Here is an 18,795-nt window from a genome sequence, read left to right on the forward strand (position 1 = left end):
GCTTATTTACCGAATATCTTTGTCTGAGTATGGTAAATTATGCGGCAAATCATTCAAATGTTTTTATTTCGAAAATAAAATAGAAGCAATCAATTTTGTATTGAGTATTTCTTCATCTTCTGATGCTTGTTCTATTCCAGAATAATAAGATTCATCGTATCGTCTGAGTTTCCATTTTTTGCGGTTGTACTCAAGAGCAGTAAGATTTTCGACCCAGTCTCCAGAATTAAGGTATAGTGTACTACCGTTTTTATTAATTTTCTGTATCATTTTAGGCTCGTGAATGTGGCCACAGATGACATAATCATATTTGTTTTCAATAGCTAGTTCGGTTGCAGTTTCTTCAAAATCAGAAATATGTTTCACTGCTTTTTTTACACTTGCTTTTATTTTTTTCGAAAAAGAGTAAGGTTCTCTTCCTAATTTATTCAAACACCAGTTAACAAATCGGTTTGCTAAGATCAGGTAGTCGTAACCCAATCCACCTAATTTTGCGATCCATTTAGCGTGATTTACGGAGGCATCAAATACATCTCCGTGAAAAATCCATGCTTTTTTGCCATCCAGCTCCAATACAAGCTTATCTACAAGGGAAAGATTCCCCATTTTGAAATCACTAAATTTACGGAGCATTTCATCATGGTTTCCAGTGATATAGTGCACTTTTGTACCCTTTGAAGCCATGCTCACAATTTTTTGAATCACTTTGAGATGCGATTTCGGAAAATAGGATTTTCTAAACTGCCAAATATCAATAATATCACCGTTTAGTACCAAGGTATCCGGTTTAATCGAATTTAAATATTTGTACAATTCTTTGGCATGACTACCATAAGTACCTAAATGTGTATCTGAAATTACTACTAATTCAACTTTTCTTTTTTTCAATGTAATCTAATTTGAGTACCTGCAAAATAAAGGTTTTAGTAGCGTTTGTGATAAATGATAACGTTAACATACAGGTTATAATATTAATTCAAAGTGAAATTTGAGTAGCCAATATTAACTAGTGGTAACGCTTGTATGAATATTACACTTCTTTGGTCAAAAATGTATTTTTTTTTTGAATTAGATTGAAGGCAGAATCGGTATAAAATAGTATTTTTGTTAAAAAATATTATAATGGCAGGAAATAGCTACGGCACACTATTTAGATTAACAACATTCGGAGAATCACACGGAGAAGCCTTAGGCGGAATCATAGACGGATGTCCTTCAGGAATAACTTTAGATTTTGACGCGATTCAGTTAGAAATGTCTAGAAGAAAACCAGGGCAATCTGCAATTGTAACTCAAAGAAAAGAACCAGACGATGTTCAATTTTTATCGGGTATATTTGAAGGTAAAACAACAGGAACACCAATTGGATTTATAATTCCAAATACCAATCAAAAATCAGATGATTATTCGCATATAAAGGATAATTACAGACCTAGTCACGCTGATTATGTGTACGATCAAAAGTATGGTGCTAGAGATTATCGTGGTGGTGGTAGAAGTTCGGCTCGTGAAACAGCCAGTAGAGTTGTAGGTGGTGCAATTGCCAAACAAATGCTTTCGAACATCAAAATTAATGCCTACGTATCTTCTGTGGGGCCAATATATTTAGAAAAGCCGTATCAAGATTTGGATTTTTCGAAAATAGAAAGCAATCCGGTACGTTGTCCAGATGAAGCATTAGCGGCTGAAATGGAGGAATATATTAGAGAAATTAGAAAAGAAGGAGATACCGTTGGAGGTACAGTTACTTGTGTAATTCAAAACGTGCCTATTGGATTAGGAGAACCTGTTTTTGACAAATTACATGCCGAACTAGGGAAAGCAATGCTATCTATAAATGCTGTGAAAGGCTTTGAATTTGGTAGTGGTTTTTGTGGTTCGAAAATGAAAGGTAGTGAACACAACGATCTTTATAACCCAGATGGATCAACGAAGACTAATTTGTCAGGCGGAATTCAAGGTGGTATTAGTAACGGAATGGATATCTATTTTAGGGTAGCTTTCAAACCGGTTGCAACAATTATGAAAAAACAAGAGTCACTGGATAATAAAGGTAATATTACTGAAATGACCGGTAAAGGACGCCATGATCCATGTGTAGTACCGCGTGCAGTGCCTATTGTAGAAGCAATGGCTGCAATTGTACTAGCAGATTTTACCTTAATCAACAAAACGTACAAATAGTAGTTTATTGAAGGAAATAAGAATAAAAGTGAGTTGCTATGAATATAGTAGCTCACTTTTTTTTATTAGAAAATGTAAAGTTTTATATTTTTTTAGGTCAAATGACTAAAGAAGTTTTATTTGTAACATTATTTGAAATTACACTAATTGTAGTTTTTTTTTATTAACTTAAAATTCAGTAGCATAATCGTATTCTAGTACTAGTTTTTAGTGTATATTTGATTAATCCCCCAAATATATGTTAAAAATTTACCTCATTTTAATGCTGTTCAGTTCCTTTCTTGGCACTGATACAGATGCTGACAACCTAAATCAAACACCTCCCAGAAAAGAAGTCGTAGCCTTAACAAAGGATGCCGTTGCACTACTTAAGAATGCTGACTATGAACGTTCATTTTTAACGTCTAGATTAGCACTTCATTATTCTATTAATTTAAAAGACAACAATTTAATTGCAAAGTCATACAATTTAATAGGCCGTAATTATGGTGAAGTTGCAGAATTTGACAAAGCTATTTTTAATTATAAAAAAGGGCTACTATATGCTCATAAAGCTAAAAATGATACTATCGCATCTAGTATTTATAACAATCTAGGTAATATTTATTGTTTTGAGAAAAACGATGCTAAAAAAGGAATATCATATTTAGAAAAAACGTTGTTATTTGATCAAAAAAATAAAGATACCGCACAAATTGTGATCACCAAAATTAACATCACTTGGGCTTATTTTGATATTGGAGCATTTAAAGAAGGGGAATCTTATTTAAAATATATAAATGATAACACTGCCAAATTTGGTGATAAAAACAATGATATTATTGTAGATATGCTCAACGGTATGTATGCAGCTTCATTGAACAAAAATCAAGAAGCAGTACTGTATTTTGAAAAAGCCATTCAGAATGGCCTTGCTTCAGGTGATAAAGCAGACTTATCGTATGTTTATTTAGAATATTCGAAATACTTTAACAAACGTGCTGATTATAAAAATGCCTATAATTTTTTGGTAGCTTATGATAAATTAGAAGCAGAAATCGTTAACTCTGAAAATATAAAAAGAGCCAAACGAGTAGCTGTTGATGTAGAGTTAGACGAATACAAGCGAAGGGTAGATTCTATTACAGCTGTAAATACGTTGCAGCAACAAAGTTTGAAGAAAACCAAAGTTATTGTTATCCTATTCATCATTGTAATGGCAATTTTACTTTTGCAGTTTTATACTTTGTACAAAAACTTTTTGTTCAAGAAAAAAACCAATCAGGATTTGACGAAGAGTAATGAAGAATTAGTAATCGCAAAAAATGTCGCGGATGAATCGTCTAGATTAAAAACACAATTTGTATCCACCATAACTCATGAACTGCGCACGCCTTTGTATGGTGTAGTCGGAATTACAAACATGCTTTTGGAAGAGCACAAGGAGTTAGAGAATAGTCCACACCTTAATTCTCTTAAATTTTCGGCCCGTTACTTATTGTCGCTGATTAATGACGTGTTGCAAATTAATAAAATTGAAGAAAATAGGATTGTATTGGAGGATCTAACCTTTAATATTGGTGACGAAATCGGAATGATTATAAACTCATTGTCTTTTATTGCAAAGAATCATAACAACACGATCGAAGTATTTATTGATCCAAATATCCCAGAATTATTGATTGGTGACAAACTACGCTTTTCACAAATTCTCATCAATTTATTGAGCAATGCGCTGAAGTTTACAGATAACGGTACAGTCACCATCGTTGCTGATTTGATAAAAGTTGAAGAACATAAACAGTTAATAGGTTTTAAAATTATAGACACTGGTGTTGGAATAGCCAAAGAAGACCAGGTAAAAGTTTTTGAGAAGTTTACACAATTAGGTCGAAAAGAACTAGATTACCAAGGAACAGGTCTAGGTTTGGCTATTGTCAAAAAGCTATTAGAACTTTTTAATAGTACCATTGAGGTAGAAAGTGAAGAAGGGAAGGGCACTACCTTTAGTTTTGTCATAGGCTTTGAAGAAAATCTAGATAAAAGCTTGACGATTATAAAGGAAATTGAAGTTGATACAACTGATAGGCAACTGTTTTCTATTTTGGTAGTAGATGATAATAGTATTAATCGAATGATTACCAAGAAGATAATTGAAAAAGGTAATTATCAATGTGCAGTTGTTTCTTCGGGTGAAGAAGCTATTGAATTACTGATCACAGCAAAGTTTGATGTGATATTGATGGATATCAATATGCCTGGGATGGATGGATTTGAGGCAACAAAAATTATTAGAAATATGGGAATTATGGTTCCAATTATTGCCCTTACAGCATTTAGTAAAGAAGAAGTGGTGGAAGAATCGCTATCATCTGGAATGAATGATATTATTGTAAAACCTTTTGAGGCTGGTACATTATTTAAAATAATTAATCAATTATTGTACAAGCCATAATGACACTTTATTAGTTTACCAAATCAAAAAACACCTCTATCAAATGCGATAGAGGTGTTTTTTTATGTTTTAAGCTTGGTGTCAGAGAATCTTAATACCAACGCTTTTTATTCTGTTTTGATGCGGTTGATTTTCTTGATTTATGTCCTTCTTTTCCGCGATTAGAATTTTTAGGTTTTGTTGAGCCTCCTGGTGCAGTCTCTGGATTTCCAGAATGCCAAGGATAAGGGTGATCGCTAACTGTTTTAACATCAACCTTTATCAATTTCTGAATGTCTTTCCAATAACCATGCTCGTCTTTACTACAAAAAGAAATAGCAATTCCGCCATTTCCTGCACGACCTGTACGGCCAATACGGTGCACATAGGTTTCAGGAATATTAGGTAAATCAAAATTAATAACAACTGGTAATTGATCGATATCGATACCACGTGCAGCGATATCTGTGGCTACTAGTACACCAACTTCTTTGTTTTTAAAAGCCTCAAGTACTCTTTGTCTCGCATTTTGAGATTTATCACCATGGATAGCCTCTGCCGGAATGTTGTTTTTCCGTAATGCTTTTACAACATTATCTGCACCATGCTTGGTCCTTGAAAATACCAAAACGTCAGTTAGTTTTTCATCTCGAATTAATTGGTACAAAAGATTTCTCTTTTCACCTTTTTCTACAAAATACACGCGTTGTTCTACATTCTCTGCTGTCGAAGAAACGGGTGATACCGTTATAGTTTGAGGTTCTGTCAAAAACATTTCAGCCAATTCTCTAATGGCTATTGGCATTGTCGCAGAGAAAAATAAAGTTTGACGATTGTTGGGTGTTAGCTTCACAATTTTCTTAACATCATTTACAAAGCCCATGTCCAGCATTTGATCTGCTTCATCAAGTACTAAAGTATGCAGGTGATCAAGATCTATAAATCCTTGCTTGTGCAAATCGAGTAAACGTCCTGGAGTTGCAATCAATATATCGATACCGTTTTTCAAAGCATCTACTTGTGGATTTTGAGAAACTCCTCCAAAAATAGTTAACTGTGTAAGATTGGTATATTTGGCATAGGTATCAAAACTTTGACCAATTTGTACAGCCAATTCTCTAGTTGGTGTTACCACCAAGGCGCGAATTTGTTTGGCTTTTTTGCTTGAACCAACAATACGATGTAGTTGGTGTATAATAGGTATCGCAAATGCAGCTGTTTTTCCTGTTCCTGTTTGAGCGCAACCAATTACATCTTTACCTGCTAATACAAGCGGAATAGATTGTTCTTGAATTGGAGTAGGAGTGGTATAACCGAGTTCGTAAACGGCTTTTTGGATACTTTTTGAAAGTGATAAATCTTCGAATAACATATTTTTGTAATTAAAATATCCGGTGCAAAGTGCAGGGATAGCGTCGCAAAGATAGTGTTAATTATTTAATCCTTTGAATAGACGTGCTATCAGGCTTCAATCATTTAGCAATTACTGATTGGCTTTTATAAAATCAGTCACCAAATAACCAATCAAATGGCCAATTAAGTGATTGTTCTTTTCCTCTCCCAAATCAGGTGCGCCTTCACATATATGTAGGTATGCAGCATGCCTGTGTTTACCAAAAAAAGCAACAAACTGACGTAATTCTTCAATTGAGAAACCACTCAAAGTCATAGCACTACTCGGGATGTTAGGTATAGCGTCTAGGTCTATTTCGATACCATAATAATCAGTTTTTATAAATTCATGAGAGGCAACCATCTCTTGATAAAATTGTTTTTCGTTTCTGATTTTGATACTGTCGTAGGTGTTGTAACGAACTCTTTCTTCCGATTTTTTGATGATATCCAGTACACTTTTAGAGGTGTAGTTTTCATGTAAACCAAAGACAAAATATTTTTTAAGAAAGCCTTCTTCATAAGCATATGAAAATCCGTTTCCGCTGTGACGTCCTTCCAGAATCCTAAAATCAGAGTGAGCATCAAAATTAATGGCATTGACAGGTTTTCCTTTAGCTAAGGCAGCACCTTTTATATTTCCGTAGGAGTTATTATGCCCTCCACCGATAATTATAGGGGTTTTTCCTGCTTTTATTATATTAAAAATAATATGTGAAACTTCTTTGTCAATCTTTTCTACAAGCTTGCTAAGTTTTAATCGATCGTCCATCACTTTGAAGTCCAAATTTTTGGCTTCAGCCATTTCTTCACGCACATCTACTTCGCCTAAAACAATAATAGAACTTCCTTTTGAAAAGCGGTTGTGTTGAATGTTAGCAATACTTTTAATAGCTGATTTCCAGGCAGATTCAGCACCTGGGCGTCCGTAATTGGCTCGAATACCAACATCTTCTGGTATGCCAAAAAGTACATATTTGGCTTCAGAAGCTTGCAGAAAGGCAATAGGATCTGTATTTGCAGGTATGGTTAACATTTTCTCTCCAAACTTAATTTCACCACTTCTATGATTGGTGATTTTTCCAAGATCTTTGATTGTAAAAGGCAAAAGTTTGTCCATAGGAAAAAATATTTTTTTTCAAAAATACTATAATTGTATAAACTTACGTTATAACTTGAATATATATTCATTAATTTTGAAAAAACATAACAAATAAAAAACCAATATTGTAAAAATGGAAAATCAACAGAGTAATTCAAGTCTAAAAGCAGTAATAGCCGTTTTAGCTATTTTATTAGTAGGGAGTTTAGTCTATATTTTTAAAGTGTCTTCAGATGTTGAAAATGTTCAAACAGAGTTGAAAACTACTTTGACTGAGAAAGAAACAGTAATGAAAGATTTGCAAGATCTTAAATCAACTTATGATGCTGCTATTGCTGAAAACACTTCGATGTCTGAAGAGTTAATTAAAGAAAGAGATAAAGTAGTAAGCTTAATGTCTGATTTGAGTAAATCAAAGGGAGATGTTGCGTCAATGGCAAAGTACAAGACTCAATTTATAGCGTTGCAAGCCAACATGAAAAGCCTAATGGCAGAGAATGAAGGTTTGAAAAAACAAAACACAAAACTTACCGTGCAACGTGATAGTACTGCTGTAGTTTTGGTAGCTTCACAAAAAACAAATGAAACATTATTAAGTCAAAATGATGATTTAGCTAAAACAGTTGAAAAAGGAGCTAGATTATCGATTGTAAACTTAAAAACATCGGCTTACATTGTGAGAACTCCAGGTCTTTTAAGAAGTTCAGAAAAACAAATTGAAACTGACAAAGCAAGTAGAGCAGACAGGCTTAAAATTAGTTTTACTATTGCTGAAAATCAAATTGCAAAATCAGGTGATAAAACTTACTATGTACAAGTAATTGACAGTAAAAACAATGTTTTGGGTGATAAGAAAACACAAAATTTTGGTGATAAAACTTTATCTTATAGTTTTGCAACGACTATCAAATATGAAAATAAGTCAGTTGTAGTTTCTGAGAATTTAGCAGGAAAAAATTTCGCAAAAGGATCTTATTTCGTAAATGTATTTGATAAAGATGTTTTGGTTTCTAAATCAAGTTTTGATTTGAAATAGTCTTATTTACTTAAAATAATTCAAAATAATAAAGAGTAGTGATTCAGTTCACTACTCTTTTTTTTTAGTTTAATAGGGCAGTTGGATTGGTTTCTATCGCTTAGAATTATTTTTATGCAGTATAGGGTTGTATTAAGGAAGTTGACAGATTAGAAAGGTAAAAGGAACAACACTTTTTTGAAAGCTTAAAATAAGTTTTTAGTCTGTTTGTACTCTAACAAAATTATATTGACTTGTATGGGTAATAGATTGGGGTTGGTATGCCATGTCTAGTCCTAAATAAACGATACAGATTATTGGGATAAAAATAATTAATTAAACACTTGCAAGAACGTTTTTGCAAGTGTTTTTTGTTTTATATGTTCTCATTTTAATTTGATTCTGTACGTGCATTTGATTTGGTGTCAGCATATAATTAGAATAATGTGGTCGTAATTCGTTATATATATCAACTGATTCTTTTACGATTTTCTGCATAATTTTCAAATCTAGATTATATTTATCAATCATAAATTCCTGTTTTAGAATTCCATTTATTCTTTCAGCGACTGCATTTTCATATGGATCAGAGTTCTGTGTCATACTTGGCAATATGCCATTTTTACTTAAGATCTTTTGGTAAGCATTTGCACAATATTGCAATCCTCTATCTGAGTGATGAATCAAAGGTACTTCCTTGTTTTTTCTTTGCTGTATAGCCATCTTTAAGGCTATAACACTGCTTTGGGTGTTCATATTGTTAGCAATATAATAACCCACTATCTTTTTAGAATAAGCATCAGTAACGATACTTAGATAACACGGCTTATCTCTTTTTCCAATGTATGTAATATCAGAAACCCATACTTGATCGGGTCTATTTATTTCTAAATCTAGAATTTTATTTTGGTGTTTTCTAAAGCGATGATGTGAATTAGTAGTTATGTGATAACTGCGTTTTGGTTGGATTAATAAGTGATTGGCTCTCAGTATATCAAATAATTTATCTCTACCAATTTTCATTGGTTTAAGCTCATCAAATAACAGAAGATATGATTTCTTAGTACCTAATATAGGCATAGATTTTCTAATATCCATAACCAATGAAACTGCTTGAATTGCTTTAGTTTCTTTAATAACTTTCCTCTTAATTCTACGATAATAAACCTGTCTGTCTACCCCGAACAAATTACAGGCGAACATTATTGTTTGCTGCTCTTTTTGCTTAAAATGGTCGATTGTTCGGGTGAGGAGTTTTTTCGGATATCAATTTGGTATTCTTTCTCAGCAATATCAATCATCATATCAAAAATGATTGCTTTTTTATCTGCGACAAAGGCTTGTTGTTCCAAAAAGGACTTCTGCTTCTCCAGAAGTTTTACTTTGGCTTCAAGCTCCATTATCTTTTGTTCTGGTCCCTTTGACATAGTGAATGGTGTTTGGTTTTCCCAATCAAAGTTACCAAATTTTCGTAACCATTGCACAATAGTAGCCCGAGACTGAATCCCGTATTCTTTTTTAACTTGAGAAATAGTAGTAATTCCTCGTTCAATTTCTTGAACAATTTGTAATTTAAAAGACATTGAGTAATCTTTTTGGGTACGCTTCACATAGCGTGTTTCTTCATGTTTTTCCATAAGGATACTTTTTGTGTATCGCTATTTCAGGACGGGACACCAGATATATAAAAAAAACGGCTGTCACATGTGACAGCCGTTTTCTTTGGTAAGAGGTAAGCTATGATTATTCTGAGACGGTGATTTCAAACATTTTGTCCCAATTTTTTCCGGTAACAAATATTGTTTTGGTTTTAGGGTTATAAGCAATCCCGTTTAAAACGTCATCTACGGTTACATTTAGTAATTTACGCAAGCCAGATAGGTCCAAAATACCTTCAACAGCTCCATTTTTTGGATTCACCACTGCTATAGCATCCTTCATCCAAACATTTGTGTATATTTTACCATCAATCCATTCAAGCTCATTAATTGCCTTAATTTTTGCGTTTCCGGCATATACATTAATGTTATCAATCATTTTTTGGGTTGCAGGATCCATTTTCCATATCTTCTCCGTTTTATCTGTTTGGTAAATATAAGTTCCATCATTTGTCATTCCCCAACCTTCAATATCTTTCTCATAGCTGAAGGTTTTTTCTAGTTTCATGGTTTTGGCATTGTAGATAAAACCTGTTTTGTTTTGATAAGTTAATTGATAAATTTTATCATTTAAAATGGTGATTCCTTCACCGAAATATTTGGCTTCCAAATCGACTTGTTTGTAGATTTTACCAGTTTTGTAATCGAATTTCTTTAAAAACGATTTTCCTTCCAATCCTGTGCTTTCATACAAGGTATCTTTATAAAATTCCAAACCTTCGGTAAAAGCATTGGTATCGTGTGGGTAGGTATTTATAATTTTATACTTTAATAATTTCGGTGTCACATCAGACACTAATTCTACACGTGCTGTGGCTTCAGAATTTTCACCTCCAAAATAAACTAAAGCTTTTAGGTTTTGATAGCCTAGTTTTTGGTCTTTGAATTCAAAAGCTAGTTTGCTGCTTCCTTTGCTAGTTCCAACTTTTTGATCGTTGATGTAGTAGATAATACTATCAATTTCTTTTGCACTAGGGTTTAAAATTCCTAAATCAAGCTTGTCTTTTGGTAGGTATTGGGCTGAATATTGGTTAGAATCGAAAGTAAATATAGAATTTTCACCTTTTTTTTTGCCGCCACAACTAGTAATTGCTATTCCTAATAAAATGACAGATAGTAAGTTATGTTTTTTCATTGTTTTTTTAATTTGTTCGACTAATATACAATGTTATTTTTAGAGCACAAAGGGCTTGCAGAAATATAAAAAGATTGTATATTTGCACCGGCAAGTCCTACACGACCAGCTCCTGCAGACTCCCCCAGGATGGGAACATAGCAAGGGTACGTGGTTGAGCGGTGCGATGTAGGTCGCTTGCCATTTTTTTTAAAATTGAACAATTTTGTCTTCCCTAGGGAAGATTTTTTTATTTTTAGACGTTTCTATAATATAAGTAATGATGAGTAGAGTAGTTTTGATTACAGGAGGTTTCTCTGCAATCGCGATCGTCTCGCTCATACCTTCAAACAAAAATCTATAATCCAATATTGATAGAATCGCTTTCATTTTTTATAAAAATAAAGTTTAAAACCCAAAAAAGCACAACTCTCCCCGCTACCGCACGAATCCTTTCGTGTGGTTCATGTCGTTTAACCTAAGTATCTTTAAAATCCAAAATATTTAAATACAACTACATCATCAATCAAACCTTTCTTGCCAGCATAATCAATGGCACTACTGTAAACATAATCTTCGGGATTAAAGACAAAACCTGCCTCAACAGGATTATTGTGTATATATTCTATTTTTTGTTGTATTACGGCATTGCTCCACAGCTCAATTGGTTTATTGTCATGTCTCCAAAATTGATAATGTTTTACATTTGAACTTTTTTCTGCTTCTTTTTTAAAAAAATCAAGTAGAAATTCTCTACGACTCTCTTTTGAATTTTCTTGAATGCTTTTTACAATTGACCTGCTCGTAAATCGCTTTAAATCGCCAATTAATAATTCAGGATTTTGTCCATCTATACTCCGAAAGACCAAATGTACATGACTAGTCATTATACACCAAGCATAAATTTCTAAACCTTTGTTCTTTTGACAAAATTGCAAACTTTCTAAAAACAAATCTTTGTACTCATTTCTCATAAAAACATCTAACCAGCCCACCACAGCAAAGCTGATAAAATATACTCCATCTGGATTATGAAATTTATAATTCCTACTCATAATATCTATAAAAATAAGACTGTTCTGTAAATATATAAAAGTTTTGATTACAGCAGAACATACAAAACGCAGTATTTTTAAAACCCAAAAAGCACAACTCTCGCTGTGCTTTTTAGTTTTTAAATTAGAATAATTACGTTGCTATTCACGAAACCACACGAAAGGATTCGTGCGGTAGCGGGGGTCTTTTTAATATTTGTATTTCTCAGGATGTTTTTCCCTTTTATTTATAACCTCAAATAATCTTTTAGTAATATTGTCTTTTTCTCTTTCTAAAACAATAATTCTACCAGACTTATTTTTTTCGGGTTGGAGATATAAAAATATTGTATTTTCATCGTATGTCAAAACATCAAAAAAACCTCCTCTCCAGTCTAAAATAGAGTCATTTTTAACACTCCATTCCGATGGTAATATTATATTATCAGCTGCACCAATATACTTTTTGTATTTATTAGTTTCTCTATCTAAAGTATATCGGTCAGAAATTTTATTTTCTTTAAAAATATAATGTGTAAATTGATATTCATTATCAAAACATATCCAAGATTCATTTGGGTTGTTTATTAATATTTCTTCTAAACTTCTTTGCCTATCACATCCCGTAAGGATAAATAAGAATATAATTAATTGGCTTATTTTAGTTTTCATCTGATATAATTTTGTAAGGTATTTGCGGTAATAAACTATTGAAATTTTGTCTGTCTCTAATTTTTATATCTAACGTTCCTTTTTGGTTGTAATCAAGAGGATCTATTACAAAAGTAAAGTCTAATCCAGCAATATTATTAAAATTATCTATTTTTTGTTTTATTTCATAAACAGGATAATCTCTTTGAGTATCTGTTCTTTTATCCATGTTTAAAATATACCTTACTAATGATCTTATAGTACCAATTTGATAATCCCGAGTAGCATCTTTAAATGTAATATGTTTCATGGCATTTATATAGACATCGATATGTGTAGATAAATTATCTGGAGTCTTTAATATATTATCATCCACATGAAATATCTCGTGTTTTAAAATACTTTTAAAATTATTAACATTATCCAAATCTTTTGAATAGCCACCATTTGAATTTAGAGTTATCACGCTTCCTTTTGTACCATCACTAAATTTAACAGAAGAAAGTGTACTTGCTTGATTTTCAGACGATGGGTCTGTAGCTTTCCTCGAGCCAATATAAAAAAAGTTATTCTTATCATTTAATTCTCTTGCCAAAGATGCAGCATATCGATTTAGTTCGATTCCATCAAAATGTGAATTAGGATCTAATTCAGATGGTTTTTTGTATGTTCCATCTTCAGATTTTATTTTTACTGTATTGCCTTCAATTCGAAAATCGGGTGGTGTTAAATCTATCAGATTTACAATATCCACAAAATCGCTTTCAGCAAGATTCTCTTCACACGAACACATTTTTTGTTCTCCTTTTGTGACAACTATTTTGCTGGTTGTTAGCTTTGAGGTAGTACAGGGTTGATAACAATCATCTGGAGGGGTGTTACCTTGTGTTTGACTGTCTTCTTCATCATCAGGAATATCATTAAAAGCACCTGTGTTTTCATAATCAGTTCCAGTATTTGTAGGGAACCCTGGAGGTGTTGTTGAGGTTTTATCTGGACATTCTTTACCTTCAAATCCTCCAATGTAACCGCCATTAAACTTGGTTGATACAGCCGTCCATGTATAACTTAATGATTTGATTTCATAATAATTTCCATGTTGCAAAATTTCTGGGTTTACTAAATTGGCAGCAGCAGTTCCAGTTTCAGTGAAAAGATTTTTACGTACTTTATCTAAATCTGAAAAATAAAATGGACCATTAAAAGTAATAACATCTCCTATTTGATAGTTTAAAGAGTTACCAGGCACATAAGTTTTATTTTTTCCTTCTGAACAATCATCTTCTGCAATTTTTATACAACTACAATCTTCGTTTTGAACAAAACCTTCAATGCATGTATTTGGGCAAACAATCTCTATATTTGATGGTGTGTCACCATAATCACCATCATCACCACCATCACCACCACCATCATCATCACCATCATCATCACCAAATTGATCTTCTGGTTCTTCAGGATCAGCGGGCCAATCAAAATCATCAGATGAACCATTATCAATAATTACTTCGTCTAATTCACCTAAATCCCAAGTATCATCATCATCATCATAATATTCATAATCATCATCATCATCGCAATCATCCTGAGCATAACTACCCTGTCCTGCTAACAAGCAAAATAGTAGCATTACAAATGTAAAATATTTTATTTTCATTACTTGTTATTTTTTAATTAAAATGGTTTTTATTACTTGGTCGTTATAGTACAGATTCAGGATGTAGTTACCTGCAGAAGCATTGAAGGGTATAATTTGTTCTTGTAGTCCTGTGCCAGTAGTTGTGAGCTTTTGAGTGCTTTTGAGCAATCCCATAAAATCATATATACGAATACTAATTTCGGTTGGAATAGTCAGTTCGTAGCTTAGTTTAAAGCTATTACTAGTTACTGGATTAGGATAGACCACTAGATGCGAAACAATGGTGTTTGCTGGGTTTGCGACTGGTTCTTTCTCTTCGTCATTCAATTTTCGCTCTAGGATGAGGTACATTGGTTTTTCGTTTTCGTGCTGTTTAATGTTGTACAATTGCAGGTTGCCTACAATATATATATCGTCCTCGTTTTCGAGTAGTTGCAGTTTGGCTTCCTTGAATTTATACGACTTCATTACGGGCTCTACATACCTATTGAGACGGTCTATTTTAGAATCGTTAAACAGGATTCTTTTTTCTTCGAGCGTGGCTTTAAAGGCTAAAGAATCGCCTTCTTGTTCTGTCCATATTCCTGCAAGGGCTTGTCCGTCTTGGTCTAGCGTTATTTTGAGCGGTGTGGTAGTAATGATGTTTTGACCGCTCCAGTCGTAGCGCATGAGGTGTCCTGTGTATTCGCCACTAATATCACCTTTAGCGATTTTGTGTTTTACCTTTTTTATTTTTTTAGGCACTTCAATAGGGGCATTTTCTACGTCTTCGGCTAGGGGTGTCGAGACAGTTTTGATTTGATTAGGTTCGGCATTTTCAGATTCGGGTTGTGCTAGTTCCAGCTCGGCTCTTTTGAAACCCAAATCGGCAGCTTGGTTGTAATATTGGCTCGCTTGTTCTTTGTCTATCGTTACACCATAACCATTACTGTAGCAATAGCCTAGCATATAGATAGCTATGGGGCTTTTTTTGTCGGCAGCTATTCTAAAGTATGCTAAAGCTTTGTTGTAATCTTGTGGAACTCCAAAACCTTTATAATGCAAATACCCTTGAGCATAAATACATTGCGCATTTCCTAATGCAGCTCCTTGTTCAAAAATATCCATTGCTAGAACATAGTCTCGTGTGGTACCCAAGCCATTTTTTACCAATTCGCCCCAGCGTGCATACCCATTTATATCACCTGCTTTGGCTGCTTTTTCAAAATTGCTTACCGCTTTGGTTAAGTCTTTGGGTATGCTTACACCTTCTCTGTATAGTGTTGCAAGGTTGTAATAGGCTTTGCCATAGCCATTTTGAGCTGCTTTCTCAAACCATTCTATTGCCAATACATCATCGGTGGGGACTCCTAAACCTTGAATGTAGATTTGAGCCAATCCATTCATTGCTTCAGGATTGCCCTCGGTGGCTAGCTGCTGAAAAGTTTGTAGTCCTGCTTGAGGATTATACAAACGGGAACCTTCCATAAGCTGTAATCTAGCTTTTTTTAGAGGGTTGGGTGGGTCGGTGGCTGTTTGCGAAAAACAGTGTGTACTGCCTAGTAGCAGTAGCAGGGCAACCCCAGTGGTAATTGTTTTTGTCATTGGTTTGTTATTTAAAGGTTATTATTTTTATTTTTACAAAACTTTTTATTGTAATTTTTGCTAACAAAAAACTGTTTTCTAAGTATTGAGTATTGCAAAACGAATACGCTCACTTTACCATTTTAATTGACTTTTGGTAACGGTAGTATTTTTTTCATTCCTTTTGATAGAGTCCAATTGTTTGAGTAAGTCGGGTTTTTTGAGCTCTATATCTCGTTTTTTGAACATATTGACTGCACTTTTATTCATTTTTAGTTGGTCGCTAACCATTAAATAGCGCAATTGGTACATAGCAAATTGTTTGGTTACTGTTTTTTGATCTTGCCCTTTTGTAAGCCCTTTGTTTTCAAGCTCAGACCACTTTTCTTGTGCAATTTGTATCGCATTCTTTTTATTTTTGTTTGCCAACAATTTTTCAATTTGTTGCGGGTCTAGGATAGATGCAATTGCCGTGTTTTCAAATAACGTATAAGTGTCTGTTTTTTTGAGTAGTACATTGGTTGCTTTGTCTTTGTATTTCATTATTTCCAATTCTTTGTATTTGGATAATAAAGAGTCAATTTGAGTGGTGTTGAGGTTTAGTTCTTTTTCAAATTGAATCGCTAGTGAGAAAATATTTATTTTGTATATAAAATCTGATAAAATATTAAATCGAGTTAACACAGGTGGTTGTTTTTCGAGTACAATTAGATTTTTTATTTCGGTGCTTTTTTTGGCATCAAATTTTTTTGCGCTGGAGTCTATATAACTATTCAATCCTATATAATAATCCAATAGTTGGCGATGTACGAGACTACTATCTTTGGCAGCTACCAATTTTAGTTTTTGAATATTTTTCCAATCATTGTCTGCTTCTTCTTTTGATTTGTCTGTATAAACCAAATTAATTACCATTGCAAATTGCTTTTGATTGAGAATAGTATCGAGTTTTTGGTTGTAAAACTGTTGTTTTTGTACTGATTCTTGCATGTTTTGAAAATCCAAAAGCTGGTTATGAGCTCTAATGGCAATGATTTGTTGGGTTGTTAATTCTAGTTTTTTGGCAGATTTTAAAGCCAAAAGAAATCTGTTTTTGTTGTCTAGTTTGTATTGGTAAGCATCTAACTGTTCGTCTGACAAAATACCTGTTAGTAATTTTTGAGTTGTTGGATAGTAATTTTTTAAATTAGCAATGGGCTCTCCTTTGGCAACACTTAGATTTGCAAGACTATCATTGGCAATTAATTTGTTGCCAATTTTAAATTGCTGGTCTTCAGTAAGTACTGTTTTAGTTGAGATATCATAAATTTTATTAAGCATTGAAGCAGGAAATTTTTTTATAACTTTCGGACTTAATTGTGCCGTAATCAAGCTTGATGCCATGAAGAATAAGAGCAAGAATGGAGTTGTTTTTTTCATTTTTTTTGTGTTAGTTAATCGTTTATTCGATTATTTGTTAGAAGATTATTTCTAATTCAAAATTCCTAAATCCTTAATTTTGTTGTTTAAAACCACGTTCGTTCTCCTGTATCATCAATTATAAACGGCCGTTCAAGTCCTTTAGAATCGCTACTCAAGAGTAGAAGCAAAGCATTTTTGGGTACTTTATGAAATAGGAGTGATACTGTAGTTTCTGTGGCTGTAATAGTCTCGGTCAATTGCCATTTGTTATTCCAATACATTAATTTGTAGCTTACATTGGGTTTTATGATTAAATAATTGGCTAGTGATTTGATGTTTATATCCTGCAATTGATTGAAGTCGGGAGTTAAAACGGTATTTTCGGTTTCTCCCACAATAATAGGCGCACCAGCTGGAATCATTTTCTCATTACTGTAATATTGAGGTAACACGACTGTGCCTAGGCAAATTTGATCAAATTGAGAGTCGTTATTTATGATTTTTCCCCACCAAAAAGGTTGCCAACGTAAACTACTAAAAGTACAGGCATAAACGATTTTGTTTGGTAGTTGATTGGGGTATAAAGAACATTTTACGTTTCTTGTTTTCCAATATTCATTTGTAACATCGAGGAAGTTAGTTTCTCTTAAAAACCCCTTTGGGATTTTATCTTGTTCTTCAAAACTAGCTAGGTTTTGTGGGTTTTTAGAATAAGTTGTTCTTAGAACTTTGGCAGGTTCTCGTCTTAGTTTTTCATTGTATTCTTTTGTTCCATAGTCAAAATGAGTGGGTTGGTTGTTATCGCCAAAAAAAGCGTTCAACGCATGACCTCCTTTTGTGGTTGCCCAATAGGGAATAAAATCTACGGTGGCAGGAATTCCTTGAGAGCGCATGGTAAAAACTCCTAAATCTGCCAAGTCTTCACAAGGACCTTGTTTGCGAAAAAGTAGTTGCAGACTGCCTAATCGAGGCAAAGGGTCTTTGCGTTTGCCAAAACTCCAGGTATTTGTAAACCACGAATTGGCTTCGTCGGTTACATACGGAAGGATGGCTTCAAAACCAATGTCTTTTATTTTAGGAGTTATCCAGCTAAATTTTGTGCTATATGCAGTTCTCCATTCTTGAAGTGGCTCTATATTGATTCTATAAGGTAAAATATAGTCGCAAAAAGCATCGAATGAAATGTTTTTAACAGGAGAATATTTCCAAGCATCAAATGCTTTTTCGAGATTGTTTATCAAGAAATCTCCTTTGATGGTTTCAATATCGTTACTCTTAAATGGTTTGGGTCTCAAACCGGGATTTTGAGTTTTGATGTATTCAATTACTTTGGAAGCTTCATTAAAATCGGGATAATCTAGTTCGTTGTAGGCGATTTTTTGACCATCTTTGCTTTCCCAATAATAATCCGCCGATTGGTGGATGTCCATATTGGCAATCAAAAAATAAATGGCTTGTAGTTTTTTCGGGTCATTTGTTTGCTGGCAATGTGCAATTGCTTTCTCCAATTCAGGTCGATTACTACCTGCCTTTTTTAGATTTTGTTCAACAGCAACAGGATGTTGAGCGTACACTCCAAGTGAGCAAATTAGCAAGAATAATAGTGGCTTAAATTTGTGTAACATTTGT

At 33.5% G+C, this 18,795-nt stretch carries 16 protein-coding genes and 1 other RNA gene; 4 read left to right on the forward strand and 13 right to left on the reverse strand.

Annotation, left to right across the window (positions count from 1 at the left end; translation table 11 throughout):
• Positions 1-63: 63 nt before the first annotated feature.
• Positions 64-888: a UDP-2,3-diacylglucosamine diphosphatase gene (locus FFWV33_RS12450; protein WP_108741203.1), complete on the reverse strand. Its 825-nt coding sequence runs from the start codon at positions 886-888 to the stop codon at positions 64-66.
• A 234-nt stretch (positions 889-1,122) separates the two neighbouring features.
• Between FFWV33_RS12450 and aroC the strand changes: the two genes are divergently transcribed.
• Both aroC and FFWV33_RS12460 read left to right on the forward strand, forming a co-directional pair.
• Positions 1,123-2,184: a chorismate synthase gene (gene aroC / locus FFWV33_RS12455; protein WP_108741204.1), complete on the forward strand. Its 1,062-nt coding sequence runs from the start codon at positions 1,123-1,125 to the stop codon at positions 2,182-2,184.
• Between the two features lie 238 nt (positions 2,185-2,422).
• Positions 2,423-4,618: a response regulator gene (locus FFWV33_RS12460; protein WP_108741205.1), complete on the forward strand. Its 2,196-nt coding sequence runs from the start codon at positions 2,423-2,425 to the stop codon at positions 4,616-4,618.
• A gap of 91 nt (positions 4,619-4,709) precedes the next feature.
• On the opposite strand, the gene FFWV33_RS12465 is transcribed toward FFWV33_RS12460, so the two are convergent.
• On the reverse strand, positions 4,710-5,969 hold the full coding sequence (locus FFWV33_RS12465; protein ID WP_108741206.1) for a DEAD/DEAH box helicase: 1,260 nt from the start codon (positions 5,967-5,969) through the stop codon (positions 4,710-4,712).
• Positions 5,970-6,080: 111 nt separating this feature from the next.
• Positions 6,081-7,109 carry a formimidoylglutamase gene (locus FFWV33_RS12470; protein WP_108741207.1) on the reverse strand — a complete coding sequence of 343 codons (1,029 nt, stop codon included), beginning with the start codon at positions 7,107-7,109 and terminating at the stop codon, positions 6,081-6,083.
• Positions 7,110-7,224: 115 nt separating this feature from the next.
• On the opposite strand from FFWV33_RS12470, the gene FFWV33_RS12475 reads away from it, so the two are divergent.
• Positions 7,225-8,127, forward strand: coding sequence for a hypothetical protein (locus tag FFWV33_RS12475; protein WP_108741208.1), 903 nt, complete (start codon positions 7,225-7,227; stop codon positions 8,125-8,127).
• A gap of 315 nt (positions 8,128-8,442) precedes the next feature.
• Here the strand turns inward: FFWV33_RS12475 and FFWV33_RS12480 are convergent, their stop codons facing one another.
• From FFWV33_RS12480 to FFWV33_RS12485, 3 genes are all read right to left on the reverse strand, one after another.
• Positions 8,443-9,309, reverse strand: coding sequence for an IS3 family transposase (locus tag FFWV33_RS12480; protein WP_245891508.1), 867 nt, complete (start codon positions 9,307-9,309; stop codon positions 8,443-8,445).
• Positions 9,309-9,743: a transposase gene (locus FFWV33_RS19420; RefSeq protein WP_211316260.1), complete on the reverse strand. Its 435-nt coding sequence runs from the start codon at positions 9,741-9,743 to the stop codon at positions 9,309-9,311. The genes FFWV33_RS12480 and FFWV33_RS19420 overlap by 1 nt, the downstream gene beginning before the upstream one ends.
• A 106-nt stretch (positions 9,744-9,849) precedes the next feature.
• Positions 9,850-10,899, reverse strand: a complete 1,050-nt coding sequence (locus FFWV33_RS12485; protein ID WP_108741209.1) for a glutaminyl-peptide cyclotransferase — start codon at positions 10,897-10,899, stop codon at positions 9,850-9,852.
• An 88-nt stretch (positions 10,900-10,987) separates the two neighbouring features.
• Here FFWV33_RS12485 and ffs point away from each other — a divergent pair.
• An RNA gene (ffs, locus tag FFWV33_RS12490) (signal recognition particle sRNA small type) lies at positions 10,988-11,085 on the forward strand.
• A gap of 3 nt (positions 11,086-11,088) precedes the next feature.
• Here the strand turns inward: ffs and FFWV33_RS12495 are convergent.
• The 7 genes from FFWV33_RS12495 to FFWV33_RS12525 all read right to left on the reverse strand — a co-directional run bounded on the left by FFWV33_RS12495 (position 11,089) and on the right by FFWV33_RS12525 (position 18,791).
• The gene (locus FFWV33_RS12495; RefSeq protein ID WP_108741210.1) at positions 11,089-11,268 is read right to left on the reverse strand and encodes a hypothetical protein; all 180 of its coding nucleotides are present in this window, start codon (positions 11,266-11,268) and stop codon (positions 11,089-11,091) included.
• A gap of 98 nt (positions 11,269-11,366) precedes the next feature.
• Positions 11,367-11,933 (reverse strand): REP-associated tyrosine transposase, encoded by a 567-nt coding sequence (locus FFWV33_RS12500; RefSeq protein WP_108741211.1) that lies wholly within the window; start codon positions 11,931-11,933, stop codon positions 11,367-11,369.
• A gap of 189 nt (positions 11,934-12,122) precedes the next feature.
• Positions 12,123-12,584 carry a hypothetical protein gene (locus FFWV33_RS12505; RefSeq protein ID WP_108741212.1) on the reverse strand — a complete coding sequence of 154 codons (462 nt, stop codon included), beginning with the start codon at positions 12,582-12,584 and terminating at the stop codon, positions 12,123-12,125.
• Complete coding sequence (locus FFWV33_RS12510) at positions 12,574-14,220, reverse strand: hypothetical protein (RefSeq protein WP_159086019.1); 1,647 nt, start codon at positions 14,218-14,220, stop codon at positions 12,574-12,576. Before FFWV33_RS12510 ends, FFWV33_RS12505 begins: the two co-directional genes overlap by 11 nt.
• Before the next feature lie 6 nt (positions 14,221-14,226).
• On the reverse strand, positions 14,227-15,786 hold the full coding sequence (locus FFWV33_RS12515) for a T9SS type A sorting domain-containing protein (RefSeq protein WP_108741214.1): 1,560 nt from the start codon (positions 15,784-15,786) through the stop codon (positions 14,227-14,229).
• A 114-nt stretch (positions 15,787-15,900) separates the two neighbouring features.
• Positions 15,901-17,184, reverse strand: a complete 1,284-nt coding sequence (locus FFWV33_RS12520) for a hypothetical protein (protein WP_159086020.1) — start codon at positions 17,182-17,184, stop codon at positions 15,901-15,903.
• A gap of 86 nt (positions 17,185-17,270) precedes the next feature.
• A complete protein-coding gene (locus FFWV33_RS12525; RefSeq protein WP_159086021.1) occupies positions 17,271-18,791 on the reverse strand; it encodes a transglutaminase domain-containing protein in 1,521 nt (506 codons plus the stop codon).
• Positions 18,792-18,795 lie beyond the last annotated feature (4 nt).

The organism is Flavobacterium faecale (genome assembly GCF_003076455.1).
GTDB lineage: Bacteria > Bacteroidota > Bacteroidia > Flavobacteriales > Flavobacteriaceae > Flavobacterium > Flavobacterium faecale.

Bases quoted from the DNA above. Each gene is read 5' to 3' on its own strand.
- aroC (WP_108741204.1), top strand. From the start codon at position 1,123: ATGGCAGGAAATAGCTACGGCACACTATTTAGATTAACAACATTCGGA.
- FFWV33_RS12460 (WP_108741205.1), top strand. From the start codon at position 2,423: ATGTTAAAAATTTACCTCATTTTAATGCTGTTCAGTTCCTTTCTTGGC.
- FFWV33_RS12465 (WP_108741206.1), bottom strand. From the start codon at position 5,969: ATGTTATTCGAAGATTTATCACTTTCAAAAAGTATCCAAAAAGCCGTT.
- FFWV33_RS12470 (WP_108741207.1), bottom strand. From the start codon at position 7,109: ATGGACAAACTTTTGCCTTTTACAATCAAAGATCTTGGAAAAATCACC.
- FFWV33_RS12475 (WP_108741208.1), top strand. From the start codon at position 7,225: ATGGAAAATCAACAGAGTAATTCAAGTCTAAAAGCAGTAATAGCCGTT.
- FFWV33_RS12480 (WP_245891508.1), bottom strand. From the start codon at position 9,309: ATGTTCGCCTGTAATTTGTTCGGGGTAGACAGACAGGTTTATTATCGT.
- FFWV33_RS19420 (WP_211316260.1), bottom strand. From the start codon at position 9,743: ATGGAAAAACATGAAGAAACACGCTATGTGAAGCGTACCCAAAAAGAT.
- FFWV33_RS12485 (WP_108741209.1), bottom strand. From the start codon at position 10,899: ATGAAAAAACATAACTTACTATCTGTCATTTTATTAGGAATAGCAATT.
- FFWV33_RS12495 (WP_108741210.1), bottom strand. From the start codon at position 11,268: ATGAAAGCGATTCTATCAATATTGGATTATAGATTTTTGTTTGAAGGT.
- FFWV33_RS12500 (WP_108741211.1), bottom strand. From the start codon at position 11,933: ATGAGTAGGAATTATAAATTTCATAATCCAGATGGAGTATATTTTATC.
- FFWV33_RS12505 (WP_108741212.1), bottom strand. From the start codon at position 12,584: ATGAAAACTAAAATAAGCCAATTAATTATATTCTTATTTATCCTTACG.
- FFWV33_RS12510 (WP_159086019.1), bottom strand. From the start codon at position 14,220: ATGAAAATAAAATATTTTACATTTGTAATGCTACTATTTTGCTTGTTA.
- FFWV33_RS12515 (WP_108741214.1), bottom strand. From the start codon at position 15,786: ATGACAAAAACAATTACCACTGGGGTTGCCCTGCTACTGCTACTAGGC.
- FFWV33_RS12520 (WP_159086020.1), bottom strand. From the start codon at position 17,184: ATGAAAAAAACAACTCCATTCTTGCTCTTATTCTTCATGGCATCAAGC.
- FFWV33_RS12525 (WP_159086021.1), bottom strand. From the start codon at position 18,791: ATGTTACACAAATTTAAGCCACTATTATTCTTGCTAATTTGCTCACTT.